The organism is Streptomyces sp. NPDC048639 (assembly GCF_043199075.1).
Lineage (GTDB): Bacteria > Actinomycetota > Actinomycetes > Streptomycetales > Streptomycetaceae > Streptomyces.
The window spans coordinates 313737-338125 of sequence record NZ_JBICVP010000002.1; the positions used below are offsets into that span (position 1 = coordinate 313737).

The following is a 24389-nucleotide window of genomic DNA, read 5'->3' on the forward strand; positions in this document are numbered from 1 at the left end:
CGGGGAGAACGAGGGACCGGCATGGGGATCGACACCATCAGCGGCGAGGCGGCCGGCAGACCGGCCGCCGAGCGGAGGCGCGAACAACGCGGCTGGTACGTCTACGACTGGGCGGTCTCGGTCTACTCGACGAGCGTGCTCACAGTCTTCGTCGGCCCCTACCTCACGGCGGTCGCGCGGGCGGCGGCGGACGCCGACGGCTATGTGCACCCGCTCGGACTGCCGGTGCGCGCGGGCTCGTTCTTCGCCTACACGGTGTCGGCGTCGATCCTGCTGGCCGTGCTGGCCATGCCCCTGGTGGGCGCGATAGCGGACCGTACGGGGCGCAAGAAGCCGCTGCTGGCGACCTTCGCGTATCTGGGCGCGGGGGCCACGACGGGGCTGTTCTTCCTCGACGGGGAGCGCTATCTGCTGGGCGGCGCGCTGCTGATCGTGGCGAATGCCTCGCTCTCGGTCTCGATGGTGCTCTACAACGCGTACCTGCCGCAGATCGCCGAGCCGGACGAGCGGGACGCGGTCTCCTCGCGCGGCTGGGCGCTCGGCTATGCGGCGGGCGCCCTGGTGCTGATCGCCGATCTCGTCCTGTACTCCGGCCACGAGAGTTTCGGGGTGTCCGAGAGCACGGCGGTCCGGATCTGCCTGGCGACGGCGGGGCTGTGGTGGGGCGCGTTCGCGATCGTCCCACTGCGGCGACTGCGGGACCGGGCCGTCGCGCGCACCGGCGGCGAGGGCGCCACCCTGGGCGGGGGCTGGCGGCAACTCGTCGCGACCCTGCGGGACATGCGCCGCTACCCGCTGACGCTGATGTTCCTGCTCGCGTTTCTCGTCTACAACGACGGTGTGCAGACGGTGATTTCACAGGCCTCGGTCTACGGCTCGGAGGAGCTCCGCCTCGGCCAGACGACTCTGATCACCGCGATTCTGCTGGTGCAGGTGCTCGCGGTGGCGGGCGCACTCGGCATGGGCCGACTGGCCCGCCGCTACGGCGCGAAACGCACCATTCTCGGCTCCCTGGCAGCCTGGACGCTGACGATCGGCGCCGGCTGGTTCCTGCCCGCGGGCGAACCTGCGTGGTTCTTCGCTCTGGCCGCGGCCATCGGCCTGGTGCTCGGCGGCAGCCAGGCGCTGTCCCGGTCGCTCTTCTCGCATCTCGTGCCCCGTGGCAAGGAGGCGGAGTACTTCTCGGCCTATGAGCTGAGCGACCGCGGGACGAGCTGGCTCGGGCCGCTTCTCTTCGGACTGACTTACCAGCTCACCGGCAGCTACCGGGATGCGATCATCTCGCTCGTACTGTTCTTCGCGGTGGGATTCGCCCTGCTCACAAGGGTTCCGGTGCGGCGCGCCGTGGCCGCCGCGGGCAATCCCGTACCGGACCGGATCTAGGCACGATTTAGGGTCCAGGGCCGAAGGACGGTAGTGTACGCCTTTGGCTCACCGGATGGACCGTTACTGCACGCTGAAGAAGCGAAAGCGTTGGGTGACATCTGCTGCCAGATGTGACAAACCGGGCGCTGGTGGGTACAACAAGGGGCGGCACGACGGGCGACGCATGTCCCGGAACGGGAATCTTCACCGCCGACCGGACGTTGACCGGATGACGACGACAGCGACACCTGTCCTGTGGGCGACAAGCCCGGGAGGCACGATTCATGAGTGAGCGAGCTCTCCGCGGCACGCGCCTCGTGGTTACCAGCTACGAGACCGACCGTGGCATCGATCTGGCCCCGCGCCAGGCGGTGGAGTACGCATGCCCGAACGGCCATCGATTCGAGATGCCGTTCTCGGTAGAGGCGGAAATTCCGCCGGAGTGGGAGTGCAGGGCCTGCGGCGCCCAAGCACTCCTGGTGGATGGCGAGGGCCCTGAGGAGAAGAAGGGCAAGCCCGCGCGTACGCATTGGGACATGCTCATGGAGCGGCGCACGCGCGAGGAACTCGAGGAGGTGCTGGCCGAGCGGCTGGCGGTCCTGCGCTCCGGGGCGATGAACATCGCCGTGCATCCGCGCGACAACCGCAAGTCCGCGTAACGCGCCGGCGGCGCGAAGCGGCACAACAGTACAGAGCGAGGCCGCGGGCTGCGGTCGACACCATTGGTGTCGACCGCAGCCCGCGGCCTCGTCCTATGCGCGCGGACGTTGCGGGGCCGCGTGCACGGCGGCACACGGGGCTGTCCCACGGCGACGCGCGGGCGGCGGTGCGGGCGGCGAGGGCGTGACGTCCACGGCGACGGGGCGCGCAGAGCATGCCGGGAGACGGACGCGATGGCGTGCGGGACGGCGTCGGGTCCCGCCGGCCCCTCCGACGAGCGGGCGCGATGGCGGACGGACGCGGCGGCGGACGGACGCGGCGGCGGACGGACGCGGCGGCGGACGGACGCGGCGGCGGACGGACGCGGCGGCGGACGGACGCGGCGGCGGACGCGCGATGTCGGGCGGGCGCGATGACGAGCGGACGGCCGGGGGCACGATCGGCGAGGGTGTGCAGCGGACGCCTGCGGGCGTCGACGGGGAGTGGTGGGCGACCAGGAGCGTGATCGCACGGGGGCCGCCAGGTCCCGGGGCTCCGTCCGGGAGCCCGGTCCGGGTGCCCAGCCTGGGATGCCGCCGGACGGCCCATGGCCCGGCATATGGCCGATGGCTCATGATCGCGCGGGGAACCAGAACAACCGGCGCCGCTCCCTGGCGGGTCGCGCCAGGCCGAGCCCGGCGAGCGCGGCCTGGCGCGGGAACTGCCGATGTGCCCTGCGCGTGGACGGGGACGCCGGGTGATCAAAGAGCGTGGCCGGCGGTTGGCAAGTGCTGTCGCCCAGCACGTCAACCGCGAGCGGCGCTTCCGCCCATGCGTCGTCCGCCGGCCGCGCTCGGCTAGCGCGTCAGCGGCGGGCGCTGCTCCCCGTCGCTCGGCGGCTCGCCGCCCGGGTGGTCCTCGCGAACGACCTCTCCCGGGACGACCTTGCCGTCCGGCCGGTGCATGCGCGCCTGCTGGTACGCCTGGCCGAATGTGCCCGGCCGCGGCGCCGCGACACGGCGGCTCAGCGACCGTTCCAGCGACCGTCGCAGCACCGCCCGCGTCGGCGGGAAGATGCACAGCAGCCCGATCGCGTCGGACACGAATCCCGGCATCATCAGCAGCAGTCCACCCAGCATGGGCAGCGTGTGGCCGGTGTTGTCCCCGCCCGTGGCGTCGTCGATCGGCCGCCCCTCCGACGCGGCCGCCTGCGCCGCCTGGACGCTTTCGGCCAGTCGTCGCCAGGCCCGGCGGCCGGCGCGCTTGATCACGTATCCGCCGAGAAGGACCCCGCCGAGGAGCAGCAGCACGACGGTGAGACCGCCGACGGCGTCCGCCACCACGGTGAGCAGCCAGATCTCCAGAACCAGCCAGGCAGCGATGCCCAGCGGAACGAAGGTGCGGGCGCGCGAACGCCGGGGGCGAGCGGGCGGTTGTTGGGGTGGCGAGCCGGTCGTCATGTCTCCCAGTGTGCATTGACACGGTTCTCTCGGGTACGCGGGCCTGCGGATCACGCCCACGACCCGTACGGCAACACGCTGCGCCCAGACCCCGGGCGCGGAAGGAGTGGATCTCATGAACTGGCGCCAGAGCGCCGCCTGCCGTGACGAAGACCCCGAACTCTTCTTCCCCATCGGCACCACAGGCCCCGCCGCCACCCATCAGGTGGAGCAGGCGAAGGCCATCTGCAACAGCTGTCCGGTACAGCCGGAATGTCTGCAATGGGCTCTGGAGAACAACCAGGACTCCGGGGTCTGGGGCGGAATGGAGGAGATGGAGCGGCGCGCACTGCGCCGCCGTACGGCCCGCCGTGCCACGCGGGCGCGGACCTGACCCCGCAGGTGGCACCGGGCTCACCCTTCCCCACCGAGGGGGTGCCTGAGCCCATGACGAGACCCGCCGGAGATCTTCGCGCGGAGGGCCGGGCAGGCCGCACACGACCGCTACCACTGCTTCCGCCGACGTCACCGCACGCGCCGCCCTCGAGGCGACGCAGCGGCGGTGACGGCGTCGGGCAGCGGCGCGGCGCGGCGATTCGCGAGCGGGTGCACTCGCCGAGACAGGTGCCGGCGGCCGCACGCCGGTCGCGCCCTGCCCTCCGGCACCTCACATACGGCGGACAACAGGCCACACGCCCGCTGCACCGGCCACCCGTCGCCGTCAGCCGTAGGAGCCGGGCGCGCGAAGTGCGCCTGGCCGACCGCCTGTTGCTCGTGGAGCAGCCCCGCCCGGCCGGGACATCCGCCTTTCGGCCGGGGTCATGCCCCGGGGCTCAGCGGGTACCCGAAGGGTCCGACGGCCGGGCGCACCGGCTGTCCGGCACGATCCCCGCGAGCGAGTAAGGATGGAGGCATGAGCGAACGTTCACCGGAAGGCGCCGCCGACTCCGGCCAGGTCCCCCGCGACATGCCGGACCAGCAGGAGGGCGGCGCCAAGACGCCCGACCAGTGGTACGCCGACGATCTGGACCGCAAGGAAGAGGCCGAGGCGGAGCTCGCGCAGAACGAGGAGGAGCTCCCCGACACCGATGAGGCGGGCACGGGCCGCCGCGGCACCGAGGCGCACGAGGACGGCGACGAGGAAAGCCCGTCGCCGGTGGAGCCCACGGACTGACACACCGGCTGCCCGTGCCGGGCCGCGCGCCGGGCACGTATGCGAACCGAGTCCGTACGTACGCCTGGCGTCCAGGTGTGCTTGTACGGGGGGTCGTCCGGGCTGGTGTGTCCGGGCGGTCGTGTCCTGGATTTCGACCACGGCGCCCCTGTCTCGGCGTGGACGTCATGGCGCCGCCCGGGAAGCCTGAGCTTCCCGGGCGGCGGTGTGTCGCAGCCGGTACGCGGACCGGCGATCACGCGCCGGTGCGGGCGGGCTGCGACCCCCGTCGGGGGAAGTGGCCGTCCACCTGTCGATGCCTCCAGTAGGCAGCTCGGTGGACCGGGCGGGCTAGATGGATGCATTCCCCATCACCCGCCCGGCGCAGCGCACTTGGGCTCGTTCTCGGCTCACGGAAATGCGCCGCTCCGCGCCAAGCGGACAACGCCCATGGGGAATGCGCGCCGAGGAATGCGGATGAGACAGCAATCCATATCCGGATCACTGGAGTTGCCCGCCGTCGAGCGACGCATGGTCCGTTGCTCAGCGCAACCGTTGGCCGTTCGTGAATTGGTCGAGCGCTGCCGCGCCCGCACTGTGTGCGATGAACGCGCCCCCGCTGCGGAACTTCGGCGACGACGGCCGGGGAGCGCTGAAGCGGCCGGCCCCGGCTCGTGCGGCGGCCGCCCGTCACGGGAGTGCGTTCACGTCATCGCCTCACCGGACCGGGAAATGTCCCCCGGCTCGACGGTGCACCGGAACTTCACCCATCGCTGCCGGTAGTCGAATGACACGGAGAAAACTGCTCCTGCAATTGCGGCGATTCGACGGCCGGGTGGTCGCGTTTCCGCTCCACCCTTCGCGAGGCTCTACCCATTGCCTCAAGGCTCATCAGCGCACGCTCCACGCATCATCGTATGAGCAGGACGCAAGGGTGGTGTTCCGAATTCCCCGCCACGGAATGCCATTTCACCGGCGGCCCGGAACCCGCAGTACCTCAGCGGGGCTCCGGAACCCTTCACGACGGACACGGTGCAAAGCCCGCGTCATGCGCGGCGCGGAAGCAGGACCTACCGCCCGGAGCGCTTCCGTCCCAGGATGCGGTCCGCCCGCTCGCCGACGCCCCACGCCGTGACCCGCCACAGCGCCTCGACGACGATGTCGCGGCTCATCTTGCTGTCGCCACGCTCACGCTCGATGAAGGTGATCGGCACCTCGACGACGCGGAATCCCGCCTTCATCGCGCGGCGGGCCATGTCGACCTGGAAGCAGTAGCCCTGGGAGGCGACCTTGTCGATGCCGAGCTGTTCCAGGGTCTCCTTGCGGAAGGCACGGTAGCCGCCGGTGATGTCCCGCAGCGGCAGGCCGAGCATCAGCCGTGAGTACGTGCTGCCGCCGCGCGAGATGAACTGGCGCGACGCGGGCCAATTGACCACGCGGCCGCCGGGGACCCAGCGTGATCCGAGGACGAGGTCGGCGCCCTTCAGCGCGGTGAGCAGCCGGGGCAGCTCCTCGGGCTGGTGCGAGCCGTCGGCGTCCATCTCGACGAGCACGCCGTAGCCGTTGTCGATGCCCCAGCGGAAGCCCGCGAGATAGGCGGCGCCGAGGCCTTCCTTGCCCTTGCGGTGCAGCACGTGCACATGGTCGTCCTCGGCCACCAGCTCGTCGGCGAGCTTGCCCGTGCCGTCCGGGCTGTTGTCGTCGGCGACGAGGATGTGCGCCTCGGGCACCGCGGACCGCACGCGGCCGACGATCGGCTTGATGTTCTCGGCCTCGTTGTAGGTCGGGATGATCACCAAGACCGTGCCGAGCGGCCCGTACTTCCTCTGTACGCCCTCGTTCACTGCTGCCCCTTCGCTTCCGTGCGTCCCCGTGTCCTGTCCCGGCGGCCGAGCACGATCGCTCCGGCGCAGGACAGGAGGCCCACCATAGCGAGCGCCCACTCCGGGCCGGCGCCGACGCGGTCGGCGACGGTCGTGTGATCACGCAATGGGAGGCGTGCGGTGAGGACGTCGCGGGTGAACTCCTCGGTCCGCTGGTCGATCGTGCCGTCGGGGGCCACGATCGCGCTGATCCCGCTGGTGGCCGCGGTGACGATGGCGCGGCCGTGCTCGACGGCGCGCAGCTCGGACATGGCGAGCTGCTGCTCGGGCTGCCCGGTGCGGCCGTAGGTGGCGTTATTGGTCTGCACCACGATCGCGCGGGCGCCGTCGTTGACGGTGTCGCGCACGATCTCGTCGTAGGCGATCTCGAAGCAGATGACGTCGCCGAGGCGCGCCGGCCCGGTCTGGAGGACGCCGTTGTGATCGCCCGGGTAGAAGTCGCGCGGCACCCGCTGCAGCCGCGAGATGACCTTGCTGAGCTGGTCGCGGAAGGGCACGTACTCGCCGAACGGCACCGGGTGCTGCTTGGTGTACGAGGCGCCGGGGCCGGTCTTCGGGTCCCAGACGATGCCCTGGTTCTCGACGTAGCCCTTCTTGGTCGGGTGGTCGACCAGGGCTCCTACGAGCACGGGCACGCCGACCGCCTTCACCGCCTCGTCGATCCGCGCGCGGGCCTCGGGGTACTGGTACGGGTCGAGGTCGGAGGCGTTCTCGGGCCAGATCACCAGGTCGGGCTTCTCCGTACGGCCCGCCTTCACGTCCTCGGCGAGATCCAGGGTCGCCTCGACGTGGTTGTTGAGGATCATCATGGGCCGGCCGAGGAAGTCCATGCCGGCCTGCTGGACGCCGCCCTGGACGACCGCGATGTTCACATGGTCGTCGGCGGCGGTCGGGACCGGCACGGCGAACCCGGCCGCACCGACCGCGACCGCGAGGACCACGGCCCCTCCGGCAGGAAGCGCCGCTCGCACCGTGCGCGGGGCGTGGCGCAGCCGCCAGGCGGCGACCGCCGCGGCGGCGAGCAGGGCGCCGCTCAGGGCCACGGCGAAGGTGACGAGCGGGGCGCCGCCGAGCGCGGCGAGCGGTGTGAAGGGCGAGCCGGTGTTGGCGAACGCCAGGCGGCCCCACGGGAATCCGCCGAACGGTGTGCGGTCGCGCGCCCACTCCTCCGCCACCCACAGGCAGGCCGCCCACAGGGGCCACAGCGGCAGACGGGAGGTGAGAGCGAGACCGGCGCCGAGCGCGGCGACGAAGAGCGCCTCGATCAGGGCGAGGCCGAACACCGCGTCGTAGCCGACCACATGGAGCCAGCGCAGCAGGACGAAGAAGAACGGCAGCCCGAACGCGAGCCCGGTCCAGGCGCCTTGGCGCACGGTCCTCCCTCGCGTCAGCAGGCTGAGCGCCGCGACGGCGAGGAGGGACACCGGCCACAGGCCGTACGGCGGGAAGGCCACGGCGAGGGCCGCACCGGCCAGCGCGGCGGCTCCGGTGCGGGGTGCCTCGCGACGCGCGAGCCGGTACAGGCGTACGGCGCGGCCGGGACGTGCGACGGCGCCCGCGCCGCCGGTCCCGGGCTGATGCGTGTCGTCGGTCGCGGCCTGATGCGCCTTCTCGGACGCGGGGCCGGAGTTGGCGGAGCCGGGCTTCGGAGTCCCGAGATGCGCGGGCTCCGGGGTGCCGGGGGTCTGGGAGCCGGGCTCCTGGGAGTCGCCGGCTCCGGCTTCTGCCACCGGCTCGCTCCGGGTCTCGTCTTCTGCGGACCGGCCCGCACGGGCCTGCGTCCCTCCCTGGGTGTCCGCCGCGCGGCCGGCGCGCGGCGCACTGCCGGAGGAGTTCGCGGCGGTGGTGTGGGGGCCCGGTGGCAAGGTCGCGGCCTTCCTGCAGGTCGAGCGGTGCTGTGAAGCGACGGTACCTCGCCGCGCCGGGGATCCGGACCCCGGGCCGGTCGCAGCCGCCGGAGTCATATCTTCCGCGCCGCCCGCCCCACCGGGGACGGCAGCCGGGAAGGTGCTTCTGCCACGCCCCGAGCTGCCGGGACACCACCGAGTCGGCCGGAGGGCGGGAGGGGCGGGGAGGGAGAGTGCGCACCGCGGGAACGGGCGGTGGGCCGTGGTCCGGTGTCCGGCCCGCTCGCGTCGAACAGCGGGTTCGCCCGGGGACGTTCGCTACGGATGGGGGCCCGGCGCCCTTCGGGCCGACCTGGGACCCGCTGGCTGCGGGTCGACCGAAAGCCGTTGTCTACTGAACGCCCGGGCCCCACCCGGGTCACACCAGCCGGCCGGTCGGAAATTTCCTTCGCCCCCGTGGCGCGGGCGCTGGACCTGGCTCCCAGTGGTGGCGCACCGTGCGGCGCACCACCCCATGGCCCAGCGGCGTTCGGTGACTCCGTGGAAATTCCCCGGTCGGACGTCCTGTGGTGGACTCGGCCGAACCTACCGGCCGTCGACCGCTTTCTGTCAACAGCCGTTTGACCTGCGGACATTCAAGGATTTGCCAGGTCAGTGGGAAAGATCCGCAGGTAGCGCGGAGGGCCCCCGGCCCCCGGTTCCGCGTCGCGCCACCCCGGTACGTCACTCGTTCGGCCGTGCGAAGACCGTGTGTCCGCCCACAACGGTGCGCACGACTTCCGGCAGGTCGGCGCCCGGGGTGAGATCGGGCAGACCGGGTGTGCCGGAGCGCGGATCGGTCGACCAGCGGGCGACCCGCTCGTCCGGTGCCTGGACGACGAGTTCGCCGGTGCGCCACACCGCGTAGTCGGCCGGTGCGCCGGGCACGAGCGTGCCCGCGTCGTCGCGGCCGACGGCCCGCCAGCCGCCGCGCGTGTGCGCGGTGAACGCGGCCCGCACCGACACACGGTGGTCGAGCGTGCGGTGGAACGCCGCGGCGCGCACCGTGCCCCACGGGTCGAGCGGCGTGACCGGGCTGTCCGAGCCGAGCGCGAGCGGGACCCCGGCGCGCAGCAGGGCGGCGTACGGGTTGAGGGTGCGCGCACGCTCGGGGCCGAGCCGCCGCGCGTACATCCCGTCCTCGCCGCCCCACGCCGCGTCGAACGCGGGCTGGACGGATGCGGTGAGCCCCAGCTCGGCGAAGGCCTCGACGGTCCCGGGCGTGAGCATTTCGGCGTGTTCGACACGGTGGCGGCCGGCGCGGATGCGGGCGAGGCCGAGCTTCCCGGCGGCTTCTCGTACGCCCTCGACGACGGTGGTCACGGCGGCGTCCCCGATGGCGTGGAAGCCCGCCTGGAGTCCGGCCTCGGTGCACGCCGCGACGTGGGCGGCGACCGCATGGGCGTCGAGGTAGGCGGTGCCGGTGTGGTCGGCGTCGGCGTACGGGGCGTGGAGGCAGGCGGTGTGCGACCCGAGGGCGCCGTCCACGAAGAGGTCCCCGGCCGCGCCGACCGCACCGAGTTCGCGGATGCGCATCGCGTCCGTGGGACCCGCGACCTGCTCGGCCCAGTAGCCGAAGACGCGCGGACCCGGCTCGGCGGCGGCCAGCGCGAGCAGCCCGGTGAAGTCCTCCTCGCCCGAGATGTCGGGCCCGGCGCACTCGTGCACCGAACCGATCCCGAGGGACGCGGCGTGGCGGAGGGCGGTGCGCTGGGCCTCGGTGCGCTGCTGCGGGGTGAGCGCGGCGTGGGCGGTACGGCGGACGGCATGGTGGTTCCCGCCCGTGAGCGGCGCGTCGGGGTGGCCCGCGAGCCCCGGTACAAGCTCCAGGAGTGCCGTGGTCACCACGGCCGAGTGCACGTCCACGCGCGTGAGGTAGAGCGGCCGGCCGCCCGCGGCCTCGTCCAGTTCGGCCCGGGACGGGGGCCGCTGCTCCGGCCAGCGCGTGGCGTCCCATCCGTGGCCGAGCAGGACCCGGTCGCCGGGGCGTGCGGCGGCGTGGGCGCGGACGAGGCCGAGCGCCTCGGCGAGCGTACGGGTCCGGGTGAGGTCGAGGCCGGTGAGGGCGAGCCCGGTCGCGGTGGTGTGGACGTGGGCGTCGGCGAAGGCCGGGGTGACGAGCGCGCCGTCGAGCCGGACGACCTCGTCGACACCGTCGGAGAAGGCGTCCGCGGCTCCCTCGGAGCCGACCCAGGCGACCTGGCCGCGCTCGACGACCATGGCGGTGGCGAAGGGGTCGGCGGGGCTGTGGACGGTGCCGCCGCGCAGCAGCACCGTGCGGGGGACGTCCTGGTTCGCGGGGCTCTCGCTCATGACGGCCAGTTTCTCCCGTCCGCGGCGCCGGTCACCGCGCGGGGTCCGGGGAGAGGCCTGCGGCGCGGCCCGGCGCACACGCGCGTGGCCGGAAGGCGCAGGCGCGCGTTGACGAGTGCGCGGGGCCCGGCGCAGGCGCGCGGGGGCGGGCGCAGGCGCGCGGGGCGGGTCAGATGCGGGGCGGCCGGGACTCGTACGGGGTGGACAGCACGACCGTCGTCCGCGTGGAGACACCCGACCGGGAGCGGATCCGGGTGAGCAGGTGCTCCAGCTCCAATGGCGTGGCCACCCGCACCTTGAGGATGTAGTTCTCGTCGCCCGCGACGCTGTGGCACGCCTCGATCTCGGGCACGTCGGCGAGCCTGTCCGCGATGTCGTCCGGTGCGCTGGGGTCGAAGGGTTTGACCGAGATGAAGGCCGTGAGCGGGAGCCCGACGGCCTCGGGGTCCACCACGGCGGCATAGCCACGGATGATGCCGCGCTGCTCCAGACGGCGGACGCGCTGATGCACGGCCGAAGTGGACAGGCCGGTCGCCTTGCCCAGATCGGTGTAGCTCATGCGCCCGTCCTTGACGAGCAGTTCCACGATTTGCCGGTCCAATTCCTCCACAGCGCAAAAACCTACAGCGACCTGGTTGCCTCGGCACACCTGGGCTCCGAGGAAGGGTTGCCGACGCGTACATCATCTGCGTACTCCGTCTACGTACGGGGCGGTCTCCGTACGCGCCCGAGCGCACCGCATCCGGGCCCGGTGGGCGGCCGGTCAGCCCTCCGGCTGGGGCGGACGTGCGCCGGGGCTGATGCACAGCAGGACGACGGTTCTGTCGGGGTGGGTGCTCGCGCCGACCTCGTCGACCGCGAACTGGCTCTTCAGCTCGTTCGCGACCCGCTCGGCGTCGCCGCTCCTGACCGCTCGGAGGACCGTGGTGATGTCACCGGCGTCCGGCGGCGCGAGATCGGCGGAGACGGTGACCGACGACCGGCGCGCCTCGACGGTGCACCACCAGCGCTGGGCCGTCCCGGCCGCGTCCCGCATCATGCCCTGAACCGACGCCTCGTGCGGCGGGGGGAATGCCTGCCCGATGGCACGGAGGACGGTCTCGGCGGCGTCCTGGCTGCCGTCGTAGAGCTCCACGCTTACCTGTCCGGACTCGGCGCCGGTCATCCGGGACTCCGATCGTGCTCGGGCGTCATCCCATAACGGTGAGGTGCCCAGCGTACGCACGCACGCGCCCCTTCCGGCCGAGCCCGCACCACCCGGGCGGGCGACGTCACGAACTGTCGGGGGGCGGCATCTCCAGGGCCCCGGCCAGCTCCGCACGCGAGGTGACCCCGAGCTTGGCGTAGGCCCGTTGCAGGTGGTTGTCCACGGTGCGGATGGAGAGAACCAGATGCGCCGCGATCTCCTTGCTCGTCAGGCCGCCTGCGGCGAGGAGCGCGATCTCCTGCTGACGCCCGGTCAGCGGCATGGCCGAGTCCAGCCAGGCCAGCCCCGGTGTCCGCGCGCCCTCGCACTGGGCGGCGAGCTTTCTGGCTCGTACGGACATGGCGTTGGCCGACCGGAAGTCCCCCAGGCGGCGGTGCGCGGCGGCGGACGCGGCGGCGGCCTCGGCCGCGGTGAGGTGCGCCCCCATGTCCTCCAGATGGCAGGTCACCTCCGCCAGCCCGTGCGGGTCGCGGTCGGCCAGTGCCGCGGCGTGCTCGGCCCGGGCGCGGACGAACGCCCCGTCGCACAGTTCGGCCAGCTCGGCCAGACGGTCCACCGTGCCTGCCGGATCGCCCAACCGCGCGATCTCGGACAGCAGTTGGGCCTCCATGGTCCACAGGCCCTGCCCCCGGGCGTCGGCGGCCGCGTCCCGCAGCACCTCGCGCGCGGAGGTCAGATCGCCCGCGGCCGCCATGCGCCAGGCCGGGGCCACGCGGGCGTCGGGGCGGACCCATCCCGCGGTGGTCAGGTCGCTCAGCTCCGAAAGGGCGCAGTCGGCCGCGTCGACGTCGCCGAGCAGGGACTCGGCGAGGGCGAGGCCGGCCACGGAGAGCCGGCGCTGTGCGGTGAAGTGGTGGACGGCACTGATCTGCGCGGCCTCGGCGTACCAGCGACGGGCGCTGGCCGCCCGGCCCGCGAGGTGGTGGCTGCGGCCGAGGTTGAGGGCGAGCCAGGCCTGCGGGATGGGTGCGCGGTCGGCGACGGCGTCGCGGTAGCCCCGCTCCGCCACCGCGACGGCGTCATCCAGGCGTCCGGCCTCGCACAGGGCGTAGACGCGGGAGATGAGCTGTGAGGAGGGGTGGGAGACGGCCACCAGGTCGGTGACCTCCGCATGGGCGCGGTAGGCGCGCTCGGAGAGGTCCAGGGCCTCGGCGGTGCGGCCCACCTCGGCGAGCGCCGCGGTCCGGGCGAGCGCCCCCATCACCTGGCTGCGGGGGTCCATGTCGTCGAGCCCCTCCAGGAGCTCCAGCGCCGGGTGAGGGGCGCCGCCGAACGCCTTGACGGTGGCCTCGGAGACGTTCAGCGCGTCACGGGCTCCCGGGGAGGTCAGCGACTCCCGGGCGCGGGTGTTCACATCGAGGGCCTCGGGGATCCGCAGAGTCCCCCAGAAGAGGTTCTTGACGCGCTGCAGTACGCCGAGGAGGCGCTCCTTGTCCGACTTCGCCAGGGTGCCCGCCCGTTGCAGCACGGCGTCGGACTCCTCGAACTCGCCCAGTTCGTAGAGGGTTTCACCGAGCAGGAGGCACGCCTGGAAGCTCTCCTCCTGGGCAAGGGCCGCCCGGGCCAGACGGGCGGCGTGCTGGTAGTCGAAGGCGTAGCGGGCCAGCGACGCGGCCCGGAGCAGCAGCGCGGGGTCGGCGGCGCCCGTGGCCTCCAGGCGCCAGGTGGCCACGCGGAGCGGGTCACCGCGGCGGCGGCAGCCGGAGGACTCCAGGAGTTGGGACTGGGCGAGCAGCAGACGGCGGCGCCGGAGGCCGGGGATACGGCGCCGCAGGACCTGGCCGTGGAGCGGATGGGCCAGGTCGATGGAGTGCCGTCCGCCGTCCGTCCGCACCTGGACGAGGCCGCGGGTCTCGAGGCGCTCCAGCGTGGCGGAGGGTATCTGCGCCTCGGCGAGACGCAGTTCGAGGGGGCCGGTCAGGGCGAGGATCTCCAGCGCGTCCCGCTCCTCGGGCCCGGCGGAGCACAGCCGTACGTCGATGAGGTCGGCCAGCGCCCCCGTTCCGACCGGCAGCTCCGTCAGGCGGGACACCCCGTTGTAGGCGTTCAGCGTGCCGGCCGACATCGCGCCGAGGACCAGTTCCCGCAGATACAGCAGATTCCCCCCGCTCGCCTCGGACAGCATCTGCAGCGTCTGTCCTTCGACGGGGCCGCCGAGGACGTGCTCGAGGAGGGCTTCGACGTCCCCGGGCCCGAGGTGGCCGAGGGAAAGACGGCGGACCCGGTCGCCGCTGTCGAGGGAGCTGACGGCGGCCGTGCGCGGCTCGCCCTCGCGCACGGTGGCGATGAGGAAGAGGTGATCGGTCTGCAGGAGCTGGCTGATCAGCGTGGCCGAGGTGGTGTCGAGGAGATGGAGATCGTCGACGAGCAGGACGTAACGGCGCGTCCCCTGGCCTGTCTGCAGTGTGACAACGGCGCGGGCGAACGCGGCGACGGGGTCGTCGGCGACCGGCTTGCCCGGCAGGAGGTGGGCGACCGCGCCGAGGGGGATGGCCGCCGCGGCGGCACTCGCGACCGCCCGGCCACCGGGGTGTCCGACACCCAGGGCCCGGTCGAGACATTCCTCCGCCAGCCGTGTCTTACCGACTCCGGCCCGACCGTGAAGGATGACCGCCCGGCACCGGCGGTCGGACAGGCCGGCCGCCACTGCATCGAGCTCACCGCTTCTGGCGACCAGCGGCCAGCGTGCAGCGGCGGAGGCGTAGGGGGATCTAGCGACGCTCACGACGCCCTCAGCATAGGTCCGGCACCTCCCGTGGTGAACCCTGCGGTGCGAGACCATGTGCCGTCATGGCGGTGGATGTCCGGCGTACGCCTCGATGGTGCGGATGGGGTCGGTGGGGCGCAGGTCCGCCCGGGGCCACGGCCAGTGGTATGCCGACACGGACGGTGAGTACGCCACCGGTGCGAGATATGGGTATTTCTTGCTCACGACGGTCGGACGGGCCGGTGATTCCGTGGAGGGGCAAGGTCGAGTCGAATCCCCTCACAGGGGAGGCCATGACTGTGGACATTCCCGGCCCCCGAGATTTCGAGGTCCCTCACCATCCCGAGGCCTCTGCTCTCGCCCGTACCCGCACGCGCGCGGCCCTGGAGCAGTGGGGCGTGAGCGGCGAGGCGATGCACCACGCCGTACTGGTGGTCTCCGAACTCGTGGCCAACGCCGTATGCCACGCCAAGCCCCAGGTGACGGTACGGGTCGGGCGCGAGTTGTCGGAGGCCGGTCCGGTCGTGCGGATCACGGTCGTGGACGGGGGCCCGCTGGAGTGCCCGGGCATCTTCCCCGGAGGGGATCTGGACGAGCGGGGCAGAGGGCTGCGGATCGTGGAGGCGATCTGCGACGAGACAGGCGTCCGGCGGGCGGACGGTCGGCATGCACGCTGGGCCGTCGTCCCCGAGATATGAGCGGCATCCTTCGGGACGGGGCGAGGGCCGGGACGACCCCGGGTTGCGGGCGCGAGCCGTGGACGCCTCCGGGATGCGCCCACGAGCTGTGCGGGCACGAGCCCGGTGGAGTCGGAGTCGGAGTCGGAGAACGGCCTGGCCGGGGAGGTGTCCGACCGGGCCGGGCACACGTGGGCGGCATGTGACGAACGCCACACCATCCGTCAACTGTCCACCGGAGTGCCGCGATTACCCGGAGCGCGCTCAGGGAAATGCTTGCTGTGGTCGAGGCCGCAGCGCCTTGTCGGCCCAACCGAGGGGGAGTTACACCATGCGCAGCCTGAAGCGTTCCGGTCGCAGCGACCGCACCCAGTCCGTACCGGCCGACACGGTCGTGGATCCCGCGGAGATCGGCGCGGCGGACGAGAGCGACGAGGACAGTACCGACGAGACCTTCGAGATGTTCAGGGTGGTGTGCCCCGACTGCACCCGGCCGATCGCGCTGCTGGCGGAGGAAACCGTCCTGCCGGAACACGCGGTGGTCCACACGCCGTGGAACCCGTTCGGCCTCACGGTCTGCCCCGGCACGGGCCGCGCCGTCACCGAGGCCACGCCCGCCGACGCGTCGCTCGACGCGCACGAGCAGGACGCCGGGCTGCTGCTCACGCTCCCGGAGGGGCTGGACTGGCGCATGCAGCCGTTCTCGCACGTGGGCGGCCCCGGTTCGCAGCCGGTCCGCAGCCTCCCTCCGGTGGCGGACCGGGCCGCCTGACCTCCGTACGTGTCCGTGCCCGGGTCTCCGGGTGCCTGCGTGACCGGGTGCCTGCGTGACCGGGTGCCTGCGTGACCGGGTGACCGGGTGACCGGGGGCTGACGTCACCGTATTCGCACATCGCCGGACCACCAGCCGCCGCCCGCCGTGCCGCGGGCGTTGTCGAGCCGGACGCGGCCCCGTCGGCTCCCAGCGGTCCGTGATCCCCCTCGCGCGCGTCCTCGATGCCCGCGCCAGCGATGCCCGGTCCCGGAGCGAGCGCACTCCGCCGGTCCCGTCCCGCGCCTCACCGTGCACTCCGGCCGCGTACGCCACACCCGCGACGCAGCACTCCCCCGCGGTCACGCCTGCTGCCGCGCCGGGCATTGTCCGCCGCCGCGGGCGGGGGCACGATGCAAGGGAGCAAGGACGGAGTCGCCCATGCATGACGCCGCGCATGAGGCCGCAACAGAGACCGTCGCCCCGCCCCGGCAGGGCGACCGATCCGTGGCCGACCGCCTGCTGAGGGTTCTCGACGCCTTCGACCTGGAGCGGCCCGCGCTGTCGCTCACCGACATCAGCCGCAGGGCCGGACTTCCGCTCGCCACCGCGCACCGGATGGTGGCCAAGCTGGTGAGCTGGGGCGCTCTGGAGCGCGATGGGGCGGGCGACTACCACATCGGACTCCGGCTCTGGGAGGTCGGAGCGCTGGCGCCTCGCGGGATCGGCCTGCGCGACGCGGCGCTGCCGTTCCTGGAGGACCTCTACGAAGCCACCCACGAGAACGTGCATCTCGCGGTGCTCGACGGTACGGACACCGTCTACGTCGAGCGTCTCTCCGGCCGCTCCGCGGTCGGCGTACTCAGCCGGGTCGGCGCCCGCTGGCCACTGCACGCCACCGGCGTGGGACTGGTCCTTCTCGCCCACAGCGCACCGGAGTTGCAGGAGCGCGTGTGCGCGGGACCGCTCCGTGCCTTCACCCCGCACACGATCACCGACCCGGCGCTGCTGCGCCGTACTCTCGCCGAGGTCCGGCACCGCGGCTGCGCGATCAGCGAACGGCAGATCACCGACGACGCCGTCTCCGTCGCCGCCCCCGTCCGGGGTCCGCAGGGGGACGTCATGGCCGCGGTGTCCGTGGTGGTGCGCGCGGACGACGCGCGCACGAGCACGCTGGTCCCCGCGGTCCAGGTGGCCGCGCGGGGCATCTCGCGCTCACTCGACCGCCCCGGCGTCCTCAACGGCCACGCGTGGACGTGGACATAGCCCCGAAGGCATGACCGCGGCGACGCGACCGGGTCGCCCTGGCGGCACTGCCTGACACGCTCCCCCCTCCCGGCAGCCCGCCCGCCCCTTCCCGGCAGCGCGGTCAGCCGCGCTTCCATCAGGTGGAAGCGCTGTTGCCGCCGTCCGGCGGCCCTCGAAAGGTTGGGGGTTTCCCCGAGTCGCGGCGAGCGGGACACCACCGCAGACGGACAGGAGCCCCCATGACCTTTGCCAGGAACCAGTGGTACGTGGCGGCGTACGGCAGGGACGTCGGCCGGGAGCTGCTGGCCCGGACGATCCTGGGAGAGCCCCTCGTGCTGTACCGCACGGAGGAGGGCTCCGCCGTCGCGCTGGCGGACCGCTGCGTCCACCGGCGCTACCCGCTGTCCGAGAGCCGCCTGGACGGGGACAACATCGTCTGCGGCTACCACGGCTTCACCTACGAGCCCGGGGGCGCCTGCGTCGCCGTGCCCGGCCAGAAGCGGATCCCGCGCACCGCCCACGTCCGTTCCTACCCGGCCGTCGAACAGGATTCCTTCGTCTGGGTGTGGATCGGCGACCGCGAGCCCGGACTGTCCGATCCCGTTCCGCGCGCCCCGTGGCTCGCGGACCCGGAATGGCGGACGGTCTCGGGCATGGAACCCCTGGACGCCCGCTACGAGTTGCTGGTCGACAATCTTCTCGACCTCTCCCACGAGACGTATCTGCACGGCGGTTGCATCGACACCCCGGAGGTCGCAGAGACGCCGATCACCACGGAGGTCGACGAGGACGCGGGGATCGTCCGGGTGAGCCGGCGCATGGACGATGCCGCGTGCCCGCCCTTCTACGCACAGTCCACCGGCATCACCGGCCGGATCACCCGTTGGCAGGACATCGAGTACACCGCCCCGAGCCTGTACGTGCTGCACAGCCGGGTCGCCCCGGTCGGGGTGCTGCCCGGCCCCGACGGCGAGGACGGCGACGCGTTCCATGTGGAGGTCGTCCACGCGATCACCCCGTCGACCGGGACCACGACGTACGAATTCTGGGCCGTGGCACGCGACTTCGCCCAGGACGACGAGGAAGTCAGCACCTTCCTCCATGACCAGAACCGGACCGTGGTCATGCAGGACGTCGACGCCCTGACCCTTCTCGAGCAGGTCATCTCCTCCGAGCCCGAGGGCTACCAGGAGTTGAGCATCAACATCGACACCGGTGGCCTTGCTGCACGGCGCATCCTCGAACGGCTCTGTTCCGGAACCGCACGCGCACGCCCCGCCGCCGGAAGCGAAACGCACGCCTCGCACGCGCACGGCCGGTCCGGGGGCGCCGATGCGGGCGCCGGGGCCGGAATCCTTCCCGCGGGGGCGGCCACGCCATGACGAAGACGGCAACGACCATCTACCGGGTGCGCTGGATCCCCGGAACCGACCGGCTGCTGGGCACCTGCCACTGCGGCGCGACGCGCGAGGCGTCGGACCCGATCGAGCTGTGGACATGGCTGCTCGGCCATCCGTACGGGCACCACCCGGTCCCGGCGGCGCGGGAGCCGGCGTGACCGGTGAGCCGCCCGCGCACGAACGGGGCCTCTCGCGGCGTACGAGCCGAAGCGCGCAGGGTCGAGGACCACGCCTCACTGCTGGCGGAACTCGACGCGCTGCTGCCCGGCCCCGCGGATCGCGGTCAGCCGTATCTGCTGGAGGTGGCCGTGGAGCCCGACCATGACTTCACGCCGTGACGGCGCGAGCCGCGCCGCTCCCCGAACTGTCAGAGGACCAGGACCGCCTGCACGGGCAGGTGATCGCTGGGGAACTGGCCGTCGCGGGCGAAGGTGTTGATGGCGGCGTAGGGGGTGAGGACGTCCCGTGAGGCGAGGATCCAGTCGATCCGATCGCCGTCCGGGACGAGCGGACGGTAGCCGTGGAAGGTCGCGAACTGCGGGCTGCGCTCCACCGCCGTGTCCCAGGTGTCCACCAGCTTGCCGCCGCCCAGCAGGGCGTCGTAGACGGGGTTGGCGTGGGCGGGGACGTTGAAGTCCCCGGTGACGATGCGGGGCAGGGCGGGGTCGAGTTGCCCGAGCCGCTCGGAGATCAGGGCGGCGGACCGCTCCCGCGCGTGCTGGCCGACATGGTCGAAGTGGGTGTTGAGGGCGTAGAAGCGGCTGCCGGTGCGCCGGTCCTGGAAGCGGACCCAGGTGACCATGCGAGGGATCTGGCCGCCCCAGGTGTTGGAGCCGATCACATACGGAGTGTCGGAGAGCCAGAAGTGGTCGTACTCCAGCGGGGCCAGGCGGGAGGTGTCGTAGAAGACCGCCATGAACTCGCTGCGGCTCCCGCCCTCGCGCCCGGTGCCGATCCAGTCGTGGCGCGGCCCGAGGTCGGACTCGATGTCCTGGAGCTGCGCGTACAGCCCCTCCTGGGTGCAGAGCAGATGGGGTCTCTCACGGCGCAGCAGTTCCCGCATCACGGGGCGGCGCTCGGCCCAGGAGTTGGGCTGGGTGTCACTGGCGTAGCGGAGGTTGAACGTCATCGTCCGCAGCTCGCGGTCGCCGTCCCCGAAGGCGGGACGGGTCGCCTCCTCCTGCTCGGTGTACTCCGACGGGGCGGCCGCCCACGACGGCCCGGCCGATGACGGGGCGGGCCCTGCGGCGCGCGCCTCGGGAGCCGCGTGGGCGGCGACCGGAAGGGAGAGGGCTGCCGCGGCGGCGGCTCTGATGCCGTTGCGGCGGGTGAAGGGGGTTGCGGTCATGGCGTCTCCAGGGGGTGGTCCGGTCTCGGCCAGGATCGGTCACAGGAGAGTCTCAGACACCCTCGCACGGGGGAAGTGGGCGATGCGGGGCGGGAGTTGAAACGCCCTGGTGACGCGGAGGGACTCCGCGTCACCCACGGTACGGCGCACGCCTCCCGTCATCCGGCCGCAACACCCCGGGACATCCGCCGCAACACATTGCTTCAACAATCTGTTCAAGCGGCCCATCGGTGTCACACAATCGGGCCTACGTTTCGCCGCCCGCGTCGAGGAGTCTCCATGTCGACAGCCACCCAGCGATTCCTGCCACCCGGCTCCGCCCACCCCGTGGACGAGGTCCCGTCCGCCGGCCGGCTCGGCGCGTTCGGCCTGCAGCATGTGCTGGCGATGTACGCGGGCGCGGTGGCGGTACCCCTGATCGTCGGCGGCGCGATGAAGCTGCCGCCGGCCGATCTGGCGTATCTGATCAACGCGGACCTGCTGGTGTGCGGGCTGGCCACGATCCTGCAGTGCGTGGGCTGGTGGCGGTTCGGCGTACGGCTGCCGATCATGCAGGGGTGCACCTTCGCGGCGGTGTCGCCCATGGTGCTCATCGGCACCGGGGGCGGCGGCCTGACCGCGATCTACGGGTCGGTCATCGTCGCCGGCCTGGCCATGATCCTTCTCGCCCCCGTCTTCGGCCGTCTGCTGCGCTTCTTCCCGCCCCTGGTGACCGGCACGGTGATCCTCATCATCGGACTCTCGCTGCTGCCGGTGGCCGGCAACTGGGCCGCGGGCGGCGTCGGGACCCCCGACTTCGGCGCACCGAAGAACATCGCGCTGGCCGCCGGCGTCCTCCTCACCGTCCTCGCGGTGCAGCGCTTCGCGCCGGGCTTCCTCAGCCGGGTCGCGGTCCTCGTCGGCATCGTCGCGGGCACCGCCGTCGCGATACCGCTGGGCTACACCGACTTCAACGGGGTCGGTGGCGCCCACTGGCTCGGCGTGAGCACACCGTTCCACTTCGGCGCCCCGACCTTCGAGGGCGCGGCGATCGTGTCGATGCTGGTGGTCGCGCTGGTGACGATGACCGAGACGACGGGGGACTTCATCGCCGTCGGCGAGATGACGGACCGCCGGGTCGAGCCGGTGCGGCTGGCCGACGGGCTGCGCGCCGACGGCTTCTCGACCGTGCTGGGCGGCGTCTTCAACACCTTCCCCTACACCGCGTACGCCCAGAACGTCGGCCTCGTCGGCATGACCCGGGTGCGCAGCCGGTGGGTGGTCGCGGCCGCGGGCGGCATGCTGGTGCTGCTGGGGTTGCTGCCGAAGCTGGGCGCCGTGGTCGCGGCGATCCCGGCACCGGTGCTCGGCGGTGCGGGCCTGGTCATGTTCGGAACGGTGGCGGCCAGCGGCGTACGCACACTCCTGAGCGTGGACTTCCGCGACAACCACAACCTGACGGTGGTGGCGGTGTCGGTCGCGGTGGGGCTGCTGCCGGTGGGCGTACCGGACATCTACGCCAAGTTCCCGGACTGGTTCCAGACGGTGATGGACAGCGGCATCAGCGCGGGCTGCCTCACCGCGATCGCCCTGAACGTGCTCTTCAACCACCTCCCGGGCGGGCGCGGGGAGACTCCGGACACCGCATCCGGCGCAGAGCCGAATACCGCGAAGGCGGGGACCGGACCGGAAGCCACCCCCGGCGACGGCGGCAGTGGTATGGGCCCGGGCGCCCGGACGCCCGCCGAGGGGCAGGCCGGCTGACGCCGCGTCGGAGGGTGATGCGGTGCGGGGCCGCGAGCGCCGAACTCCGGCCGGCACAGCCGTGGGCCCCGGACGAATCGGGCCGGGCGTCGGGCATCTGAGGCACAGTCAGAATCGATATCACGCGATCCGCCGTTCCCTCACTCATCCGGTTGCCGCTGCAGGAGTGGCGTGAGGAGCGCAGAGAGACAACTCCCCTTAATGTCCTTAGCTAGGGGGATTGTCATCTTTTGCGCTCAAGGAAAGGAAAGCTCATGCCCTTGCCCGTTCGGCGTTTGCTTGCCGTCACCGGTCTCGCCGTCGCCACCGCGGTCGCGCCCCTGGCCGGCACCTCCTACGCGGCCCCGGCCCACACCGCCGGCACCGACCACGACGCCAAGGCAAAGAAGAACAGCGCCCACGAGGACTGCAAGCACGCCAAGGACCACAAGAAGCACGAGGAGAGCAAGGACAAGCCCAAGGACCACAAGCACTCGGGCAAGCACGAGGACAAGAAGCACGACGGCAAAAAGCACGAAGGCAAGAAGGACCAGGACAAGAACGAGCACAAGGCCGAGTGGAAGAAGCACCACGAGGACGCCTGGAAGAAGCACCAGGAAGCCAAGGGGAAGCTCGAGCACAAGGACAACGGGAAGCCGGAGAGTCACAAGGCCGACCACAAGACCGACGCGAAGAAGGACCCCAAGGCCGACGCGAAGAAGGACCACCCGTCGAAGGGGAAGAAGGACCACAAGAAGGACCACAAGGCCGTCGCGAAGAAGGACACCAAGAAGGAGCACAAGGCCGAGGAGAAGAAGGCCCACGAGGACGAGTGGGTGGCCGAGTGGAAGAAGCACCACGCGAAGACGTGGAAGCACGAGGACGAAGCCACCGCGTGGAAGCACGACGAGCACGCGGCCAAGACGCACGAAGAGAAGGCGCTGGAGAAGAAGGCCTTCGTCAAGAAGGACGACGAGAAGAAGGAAGCCGCCCTTCTCGATGAGCTGCTGCAGCTCTTCGCCCTGGACTTCTTCGACTACGACTTCTGAGCCGCCCGCGCCGTCCGGACACACGACGGTGTCGGCACCTTCAGCGCATTCCCGTCCCTCACCGACGCCGGCTCCTCACCGACGTCCGTGCGCCACGGTGGCCGGGTCCCTCCACGGGACCCGGCCACCGGGCCGTTGCGCCACTGCGGCCTACGGGCTCTCCGGCCCCGCCACATGCCGGGCGACGACCATCCGCTGGATCTGGTTCGTGCCCTCGACGATCTGCAGCGCCTTGGCCTCGCGCATGTACCGCTCCACCGGAAAGTCCGCCGTGTAGCCGTATCCGCCGAGAAGCTGCACCGCGTCCGTCGTCACCTGCATCGCGACATCCGTGCAGAAGAGCTTGGCCATGGCCGCCTGTTTCCCGTACGGGCTCCCCGCATCCCGCAGCCGGGCAGCCGCGAGGTAGAGGGCTCTGCCCGCTTCGATCCCGGTCGCCATGTCGGCGATCATGAACCGCAACCCCTGGAAGTCCGCGACCGGCCGCCCGAACTGCCGCCGTTCCGCGGCGAACCCCAGCGCCTCGTCGAGCGCCGCCTGTGCCACGCCCATCGCGCAGGCGGCGATGCCGAGACGGCCGGAGTCGAGCGCGGCCAGGGCGATCGCGAAGCCCTGCCCCTCGTCACCGATACGACGCGAGTCCGCGACACGTACCCCGTCGAGGTGGATCTGCGCGGTGGGGGACCCCTTGAGGCCCATCTTGCGCTCCGGCGCGGCGGCCGAGAGGCCCTCGGCGTCCCCGGGCACGAGGAACGCCGTGATGCCGCGCGCTCCTTCGCCGCCCGTGCGCGCGAACACGGTGTAGAAGTCGGCGACACCGCCATGGGTCGTCCATGCCTTCGTGCCGTCGAGGACCCACTCGCCGCCGTCGCGCACCGCGCGCGTGCGCAGCGCGGCGGCATCGGAGCCGGAGGTGGGTTCGGAGAGGCAGTACGCGCCGAGGAGGCCGCCGCCGAGCATGCGCGGCAGATGTTCGGCCCGCTGCTCCTTGGCACCGAAGGCGGCGAGGGCGTGGCAGGCGAGGGTGTGCACGCTGACGCCGAGGCCGACCGTGAGGCGTGCCATGGCGAGCTCTTCGAGGGCCTGGAGGTAGACCTCGTAAGGCTGGTCGCCGCCGCCGTACTCCTCGGCGTAGGGGAGGGCGAGCAGCCCCGACCGCGACAGCAGCGCGAACACGTCACGGGGGAAGCGGCCCGCGGCCTCCTCCTCGGCGGCGTGCGGGGCGATCTCGCGCTCGGCCAGGTCGCGGACGAGCGCGTACAGGTCTCCGGCCTCCTCGGTGGGCGCCTGGCGTTCCACCGGATGCGGGGCGTGGTCGGGCATCGCGGCGCTCTCCTCCCGGTCGGGGGCTGCGGCGTGCGCGCTGGGGTGGGGCGGCGTCGCCGGGTCGTGCTGAGCCGATGCTGCCGCTCCGGGTCGCGGAACGGTCCGACCAGTGGCTGTGGCGCAGGGAGTGTGCCCGTTCGGCGGACTCGGTGACTGCGGCGCCGAGGACCACGACATCGTAAATTGGTCCGAACCATTGACGCAGTGGTCTAGTCCTTCTACGGTTCCGGCAACCGCTCAACATGCCCATGCCACAACGAGGTTGACTCCCCCGTC

The 24389-nt window shown here is 72.2% G+C and carries 21 protein-coding genes; 12 read left to right on the forward strand and 9 right to left on the reverse strand.

The window, feature by feature from the left end:
• Nucleotides 1-21: 21 nt before the first annotated feature.
• Nucleotides 22-1383, forward strand: coding sequence for an MFS transporter (locus tag ACGFNH_RS05785; RefSeq protein ID WP_393651771.1), 1362 nt, complete (start codon nt 22-24; stop codon nt 1381-1383).
• 266 nt (nt 1384-1649) lie between these two features.
• Nucleotides 1650-2024: an RNA polymerase-binding protein RbpA gene (locus ACGFNH_RS05790; RefSeq protein WP_055472566.1), complete on the forward strand. Its 375-nt coding sequence runs from the start codon at nt 1650-1652 to the stop codon at nt 2022-2024.
• Between the two features lie 837 nt (nt 2025-2861).
• On the opposite strand, the gene fxsA is transcribed toward ACGFNH_RS05790, so the two are convergent.
• Complete coding sequence (gene fxsA / locus ACGFNH_RS05795; protein WP_393651772.1) at nt 2862-3464, reverse strand: FxsA family membrane protein; 603 nt, start codon at nt 3462-3464, stop codon at nt 2862-2864.
• A 115-nt stretch (nt 3465-3579) separates the two neighbouring features.
• Between fxsA and ACGFNH_RS05800 the strand changes: the two genes are divergently transcribed.
• Together ACGFNH_RS05800 and ACGFNH_RS05805 are read left to right on the forward strand one after the other, a co-directional pair.
• Nucleotides 3580-3837 carry a WhiB family transcriptional regulator gene (locus ACGFNH_RS05800; RefSeq protein ID WP_393651773.1) on the forward strand — a complete coding sequence of 86 codons (258 nt, stop codon included), beginning with the start codon at nt 3580-3582 and terminating at the stop codon, nt 3835-3837.
• Nucleotides 3838-4356: 519 nt separating this feature from the next.
• Nucleotides 4357-4617, forward strand: a complete 261-nt coding sequence (locus ACGFNH_RS05805; RefSeq protein ID WP_393651774.1) for a hypothetical protein — start codon at nt 4357-4359, stop codon at nt 4615-4617.
• A 1049-nt stretch (nt 4618-5666) separates the two neighbouring features.
• Here ACGFNH_RS05805 and ACGFNH_RS05810 read toward each other — a convergent pair.
• The 6 genes from ACGFNH_RS05810 to ACGFNH_RS05835 form a co-directional block, all read right to left on the reverse strand.
• Nucleotides 5667-6440: a polyprenol monophosphomannose synthase gene (locus ACGFNH_RS05810; RefSeq protein WP_393651775.1), complete on the reverse strand. Its 774-nt coding sequence runs from the start codon at nt 6438-6440 to the stop codon at nt 5667-5669.
• Entirely contained in the window at nt 6437-8209 is a 1773-nt protein-coding gene (lnt, locus tag ACGFNH_RS05815; RefSeq protein ID WP_393651776.1) for an apolipoprotein N-acyltransferase, read from the reverse strand. The genes ACGFNH_RS05810 and lnt overlap by 4 nt, the downstream gene beginning before the upstream one ends.
• An 840-nt stretch (nt 8210-9049) precedes the next feature.
• Nucleotides 9050-10678: an amidohydrolase gene (locus ACGFNH_RS05820; protein WP_393651777.1), complete on the reverse strand. Its 1629-nt coding sequence runs from the start codon at nt 10676-10678 to the stop codon at nt 9050-9052.
• Nucleotides 10679-10847: 169 nt separating this feature from the next.
• Entirely contained in the window at nt 10848-11288 is a 441-nt protein-coding gene (locus tag ACGFNH_RS05825) for an Lrp/AsnC family transcriptional regulator (protein WP_393651778.1), read from the reverse strand.
• Nucleotides 11289-11441: 153 nt separating this feature from the next.
• Complete coding sequence (locus ACGFNH_RS05830) at nt 11442-11843, reverse strand: hypothetical protein (protein ID WP_393651779.1); 402 nt, start codon at nt 11841-11843, stop codon at nt 11442-11444.
• A gap of 106 nt (nt 11844-11949) precedes the next feature.
• A complete protein-coding gene (locus ACGFNH_RS05835; protein ID WP_393651780.1) occupies nt 11950-14610 on the reverse strand; it encodes a LuxR C-terminal-related transcriptional regulator in 2661 nt (886 codons plus the stop codon).
• A 275-nt stretch (nt 14611-14885) separates the two neighbouring features.
• On the opposite strand from ACGFNH_RS05835, the gene ACGFNH_RS05840 reads away from it, so the two are divergent.
• From ACGFNH_RS05840 to ACGFNH_RS05865, 6 genes are all read left to right on the forward strand, one after another.
• Nucleotides 14886-15290, forward strand: a complete 405-nt coding sequence (locus tag ACGFNH_RS05840) for an ATP-binding protein (RefSeq protein WP_393651781.1) — start codon at nt 14886-14888, stop codon at nt 15288-15290.
• A gap of 310 nt (nt 15291-15600) precedes the next feature.
• Nucleotides 15601-16041 (forward strand): hypothetical protein, encoded by a 441-nt coding sequence (locus ACGFNH_RS05845; RefSeq protein ID WP_393651782.1) that lies wholly within the window; start codon nt 15601-15603, stop codon nt 16039-16041.
• 420 nt (nt 16042-16461) lie between these two features.
• Entirely contained in the window at nt 16462-17286 is an 825-nt protein-coding gene (locus tag ACGFNH_RS05850; protein WP_393651783.1) for an IclR family transcriptional regulator, read from the forward strand.
• Between the two features lie 221 nt (nt 17287-17507).
• Nucleotides 17508-18650, forward strand: coding sequence for a Rieske 2Fe-2S domain-containing protein (locus ACGFNH_RS05855; RefSeq protein WP_393651784.1), 1143 nt, complete (start codon nt 17508-17510; stop codon nt 18648-18650).
• Nucleotides 18647-18826: a hypothetical protein gene (locus ACGFNH_RS05860; protein ID WP_393651785.1), complete on the forward strand. Its 180-nt coding sequence runs from the start codon at nt 18647-18649 to the stop codon at nt 18824-18826. The genes ACGFNH_RS05855 and ACGFNH_RS05860 overlap by 4 nt, the downstream gene beginning before the upstream one ends.
• Nucleotides 18827-18829: 3 nt before the next feature.
• The gene (locus ACGFNH_RS05865; protein WP_393651786.1) at nt 18830-19006 is read left to right on the forward strand and encodes a hypothetical protein; all 177 of its coding nucleotides are present in this window, start codon (nt 18830-18832) and stop codon (nt 19004-19006) included.
• A gap of 29 nt (nt 19007-19035) precedes the next feature.
• Here ACGFNH_RS05865 and ACGFNH_RS05870 read toward each other — a convergent pair whose 3' ends face one another.
• Nucleotides 19036-20016, reverse strand: coding sequence for an endonuclease/exonuclease/phosphatase family protein (locus ACGFNH_RS05870; protein WP_393651787.1), 981 nt, complete (start codon nt 20014-20016; stop codon nt 19036-19038).
• A gap of 279 nt (nt 20017-20295) precedes the next feature.
• Between ACGFNH_RS05870 and ACGFNH_RS05875 the strand changes: the two genes are divergently transcribed.
• Complete coding sequence (locus ACGFNH_RS05875) at nt 20296-21759, forward strand: nucleobase:cation symporter-2 family protein (protein ID WP_393651788.1); 1464 nt, start codon at nt 20296-20298, stop codon at nt 21757-21759.
• Nucleotides 21760-22013: 254 nt separating this feature from the next.
• Nucleotides 22014-22787: a hypothetical protein gene (locus ACGFNH_RS05880; protein ID WP_393651789.1), complete on the forward strand. Its 774-nt coding sequence runs from the start codon at nt 22014-22016 to the stop codon at nt 22785-22787.
• A gap of 150 nt (nt 22788-22937) precedes the next feature.
• Here the strand turns inward: ACGFNH_RS05880 and ACGFNH_RS05885 are convergent, their stop codons facing one another.
• Nucleotides 22938-24110: an acyl-CoA dehydrogenase family protein gene (locus ACGFNH_RS05885; protein ID WP_393651790.1), complete on the reverse strand. Its 1173-nt coding sequence runs from the start codon at nt 24108-24110 to the stop codon at nt 22938-22940.
• Nucleotides 24111-24389 lie beyond the last annotated feature (279 nt).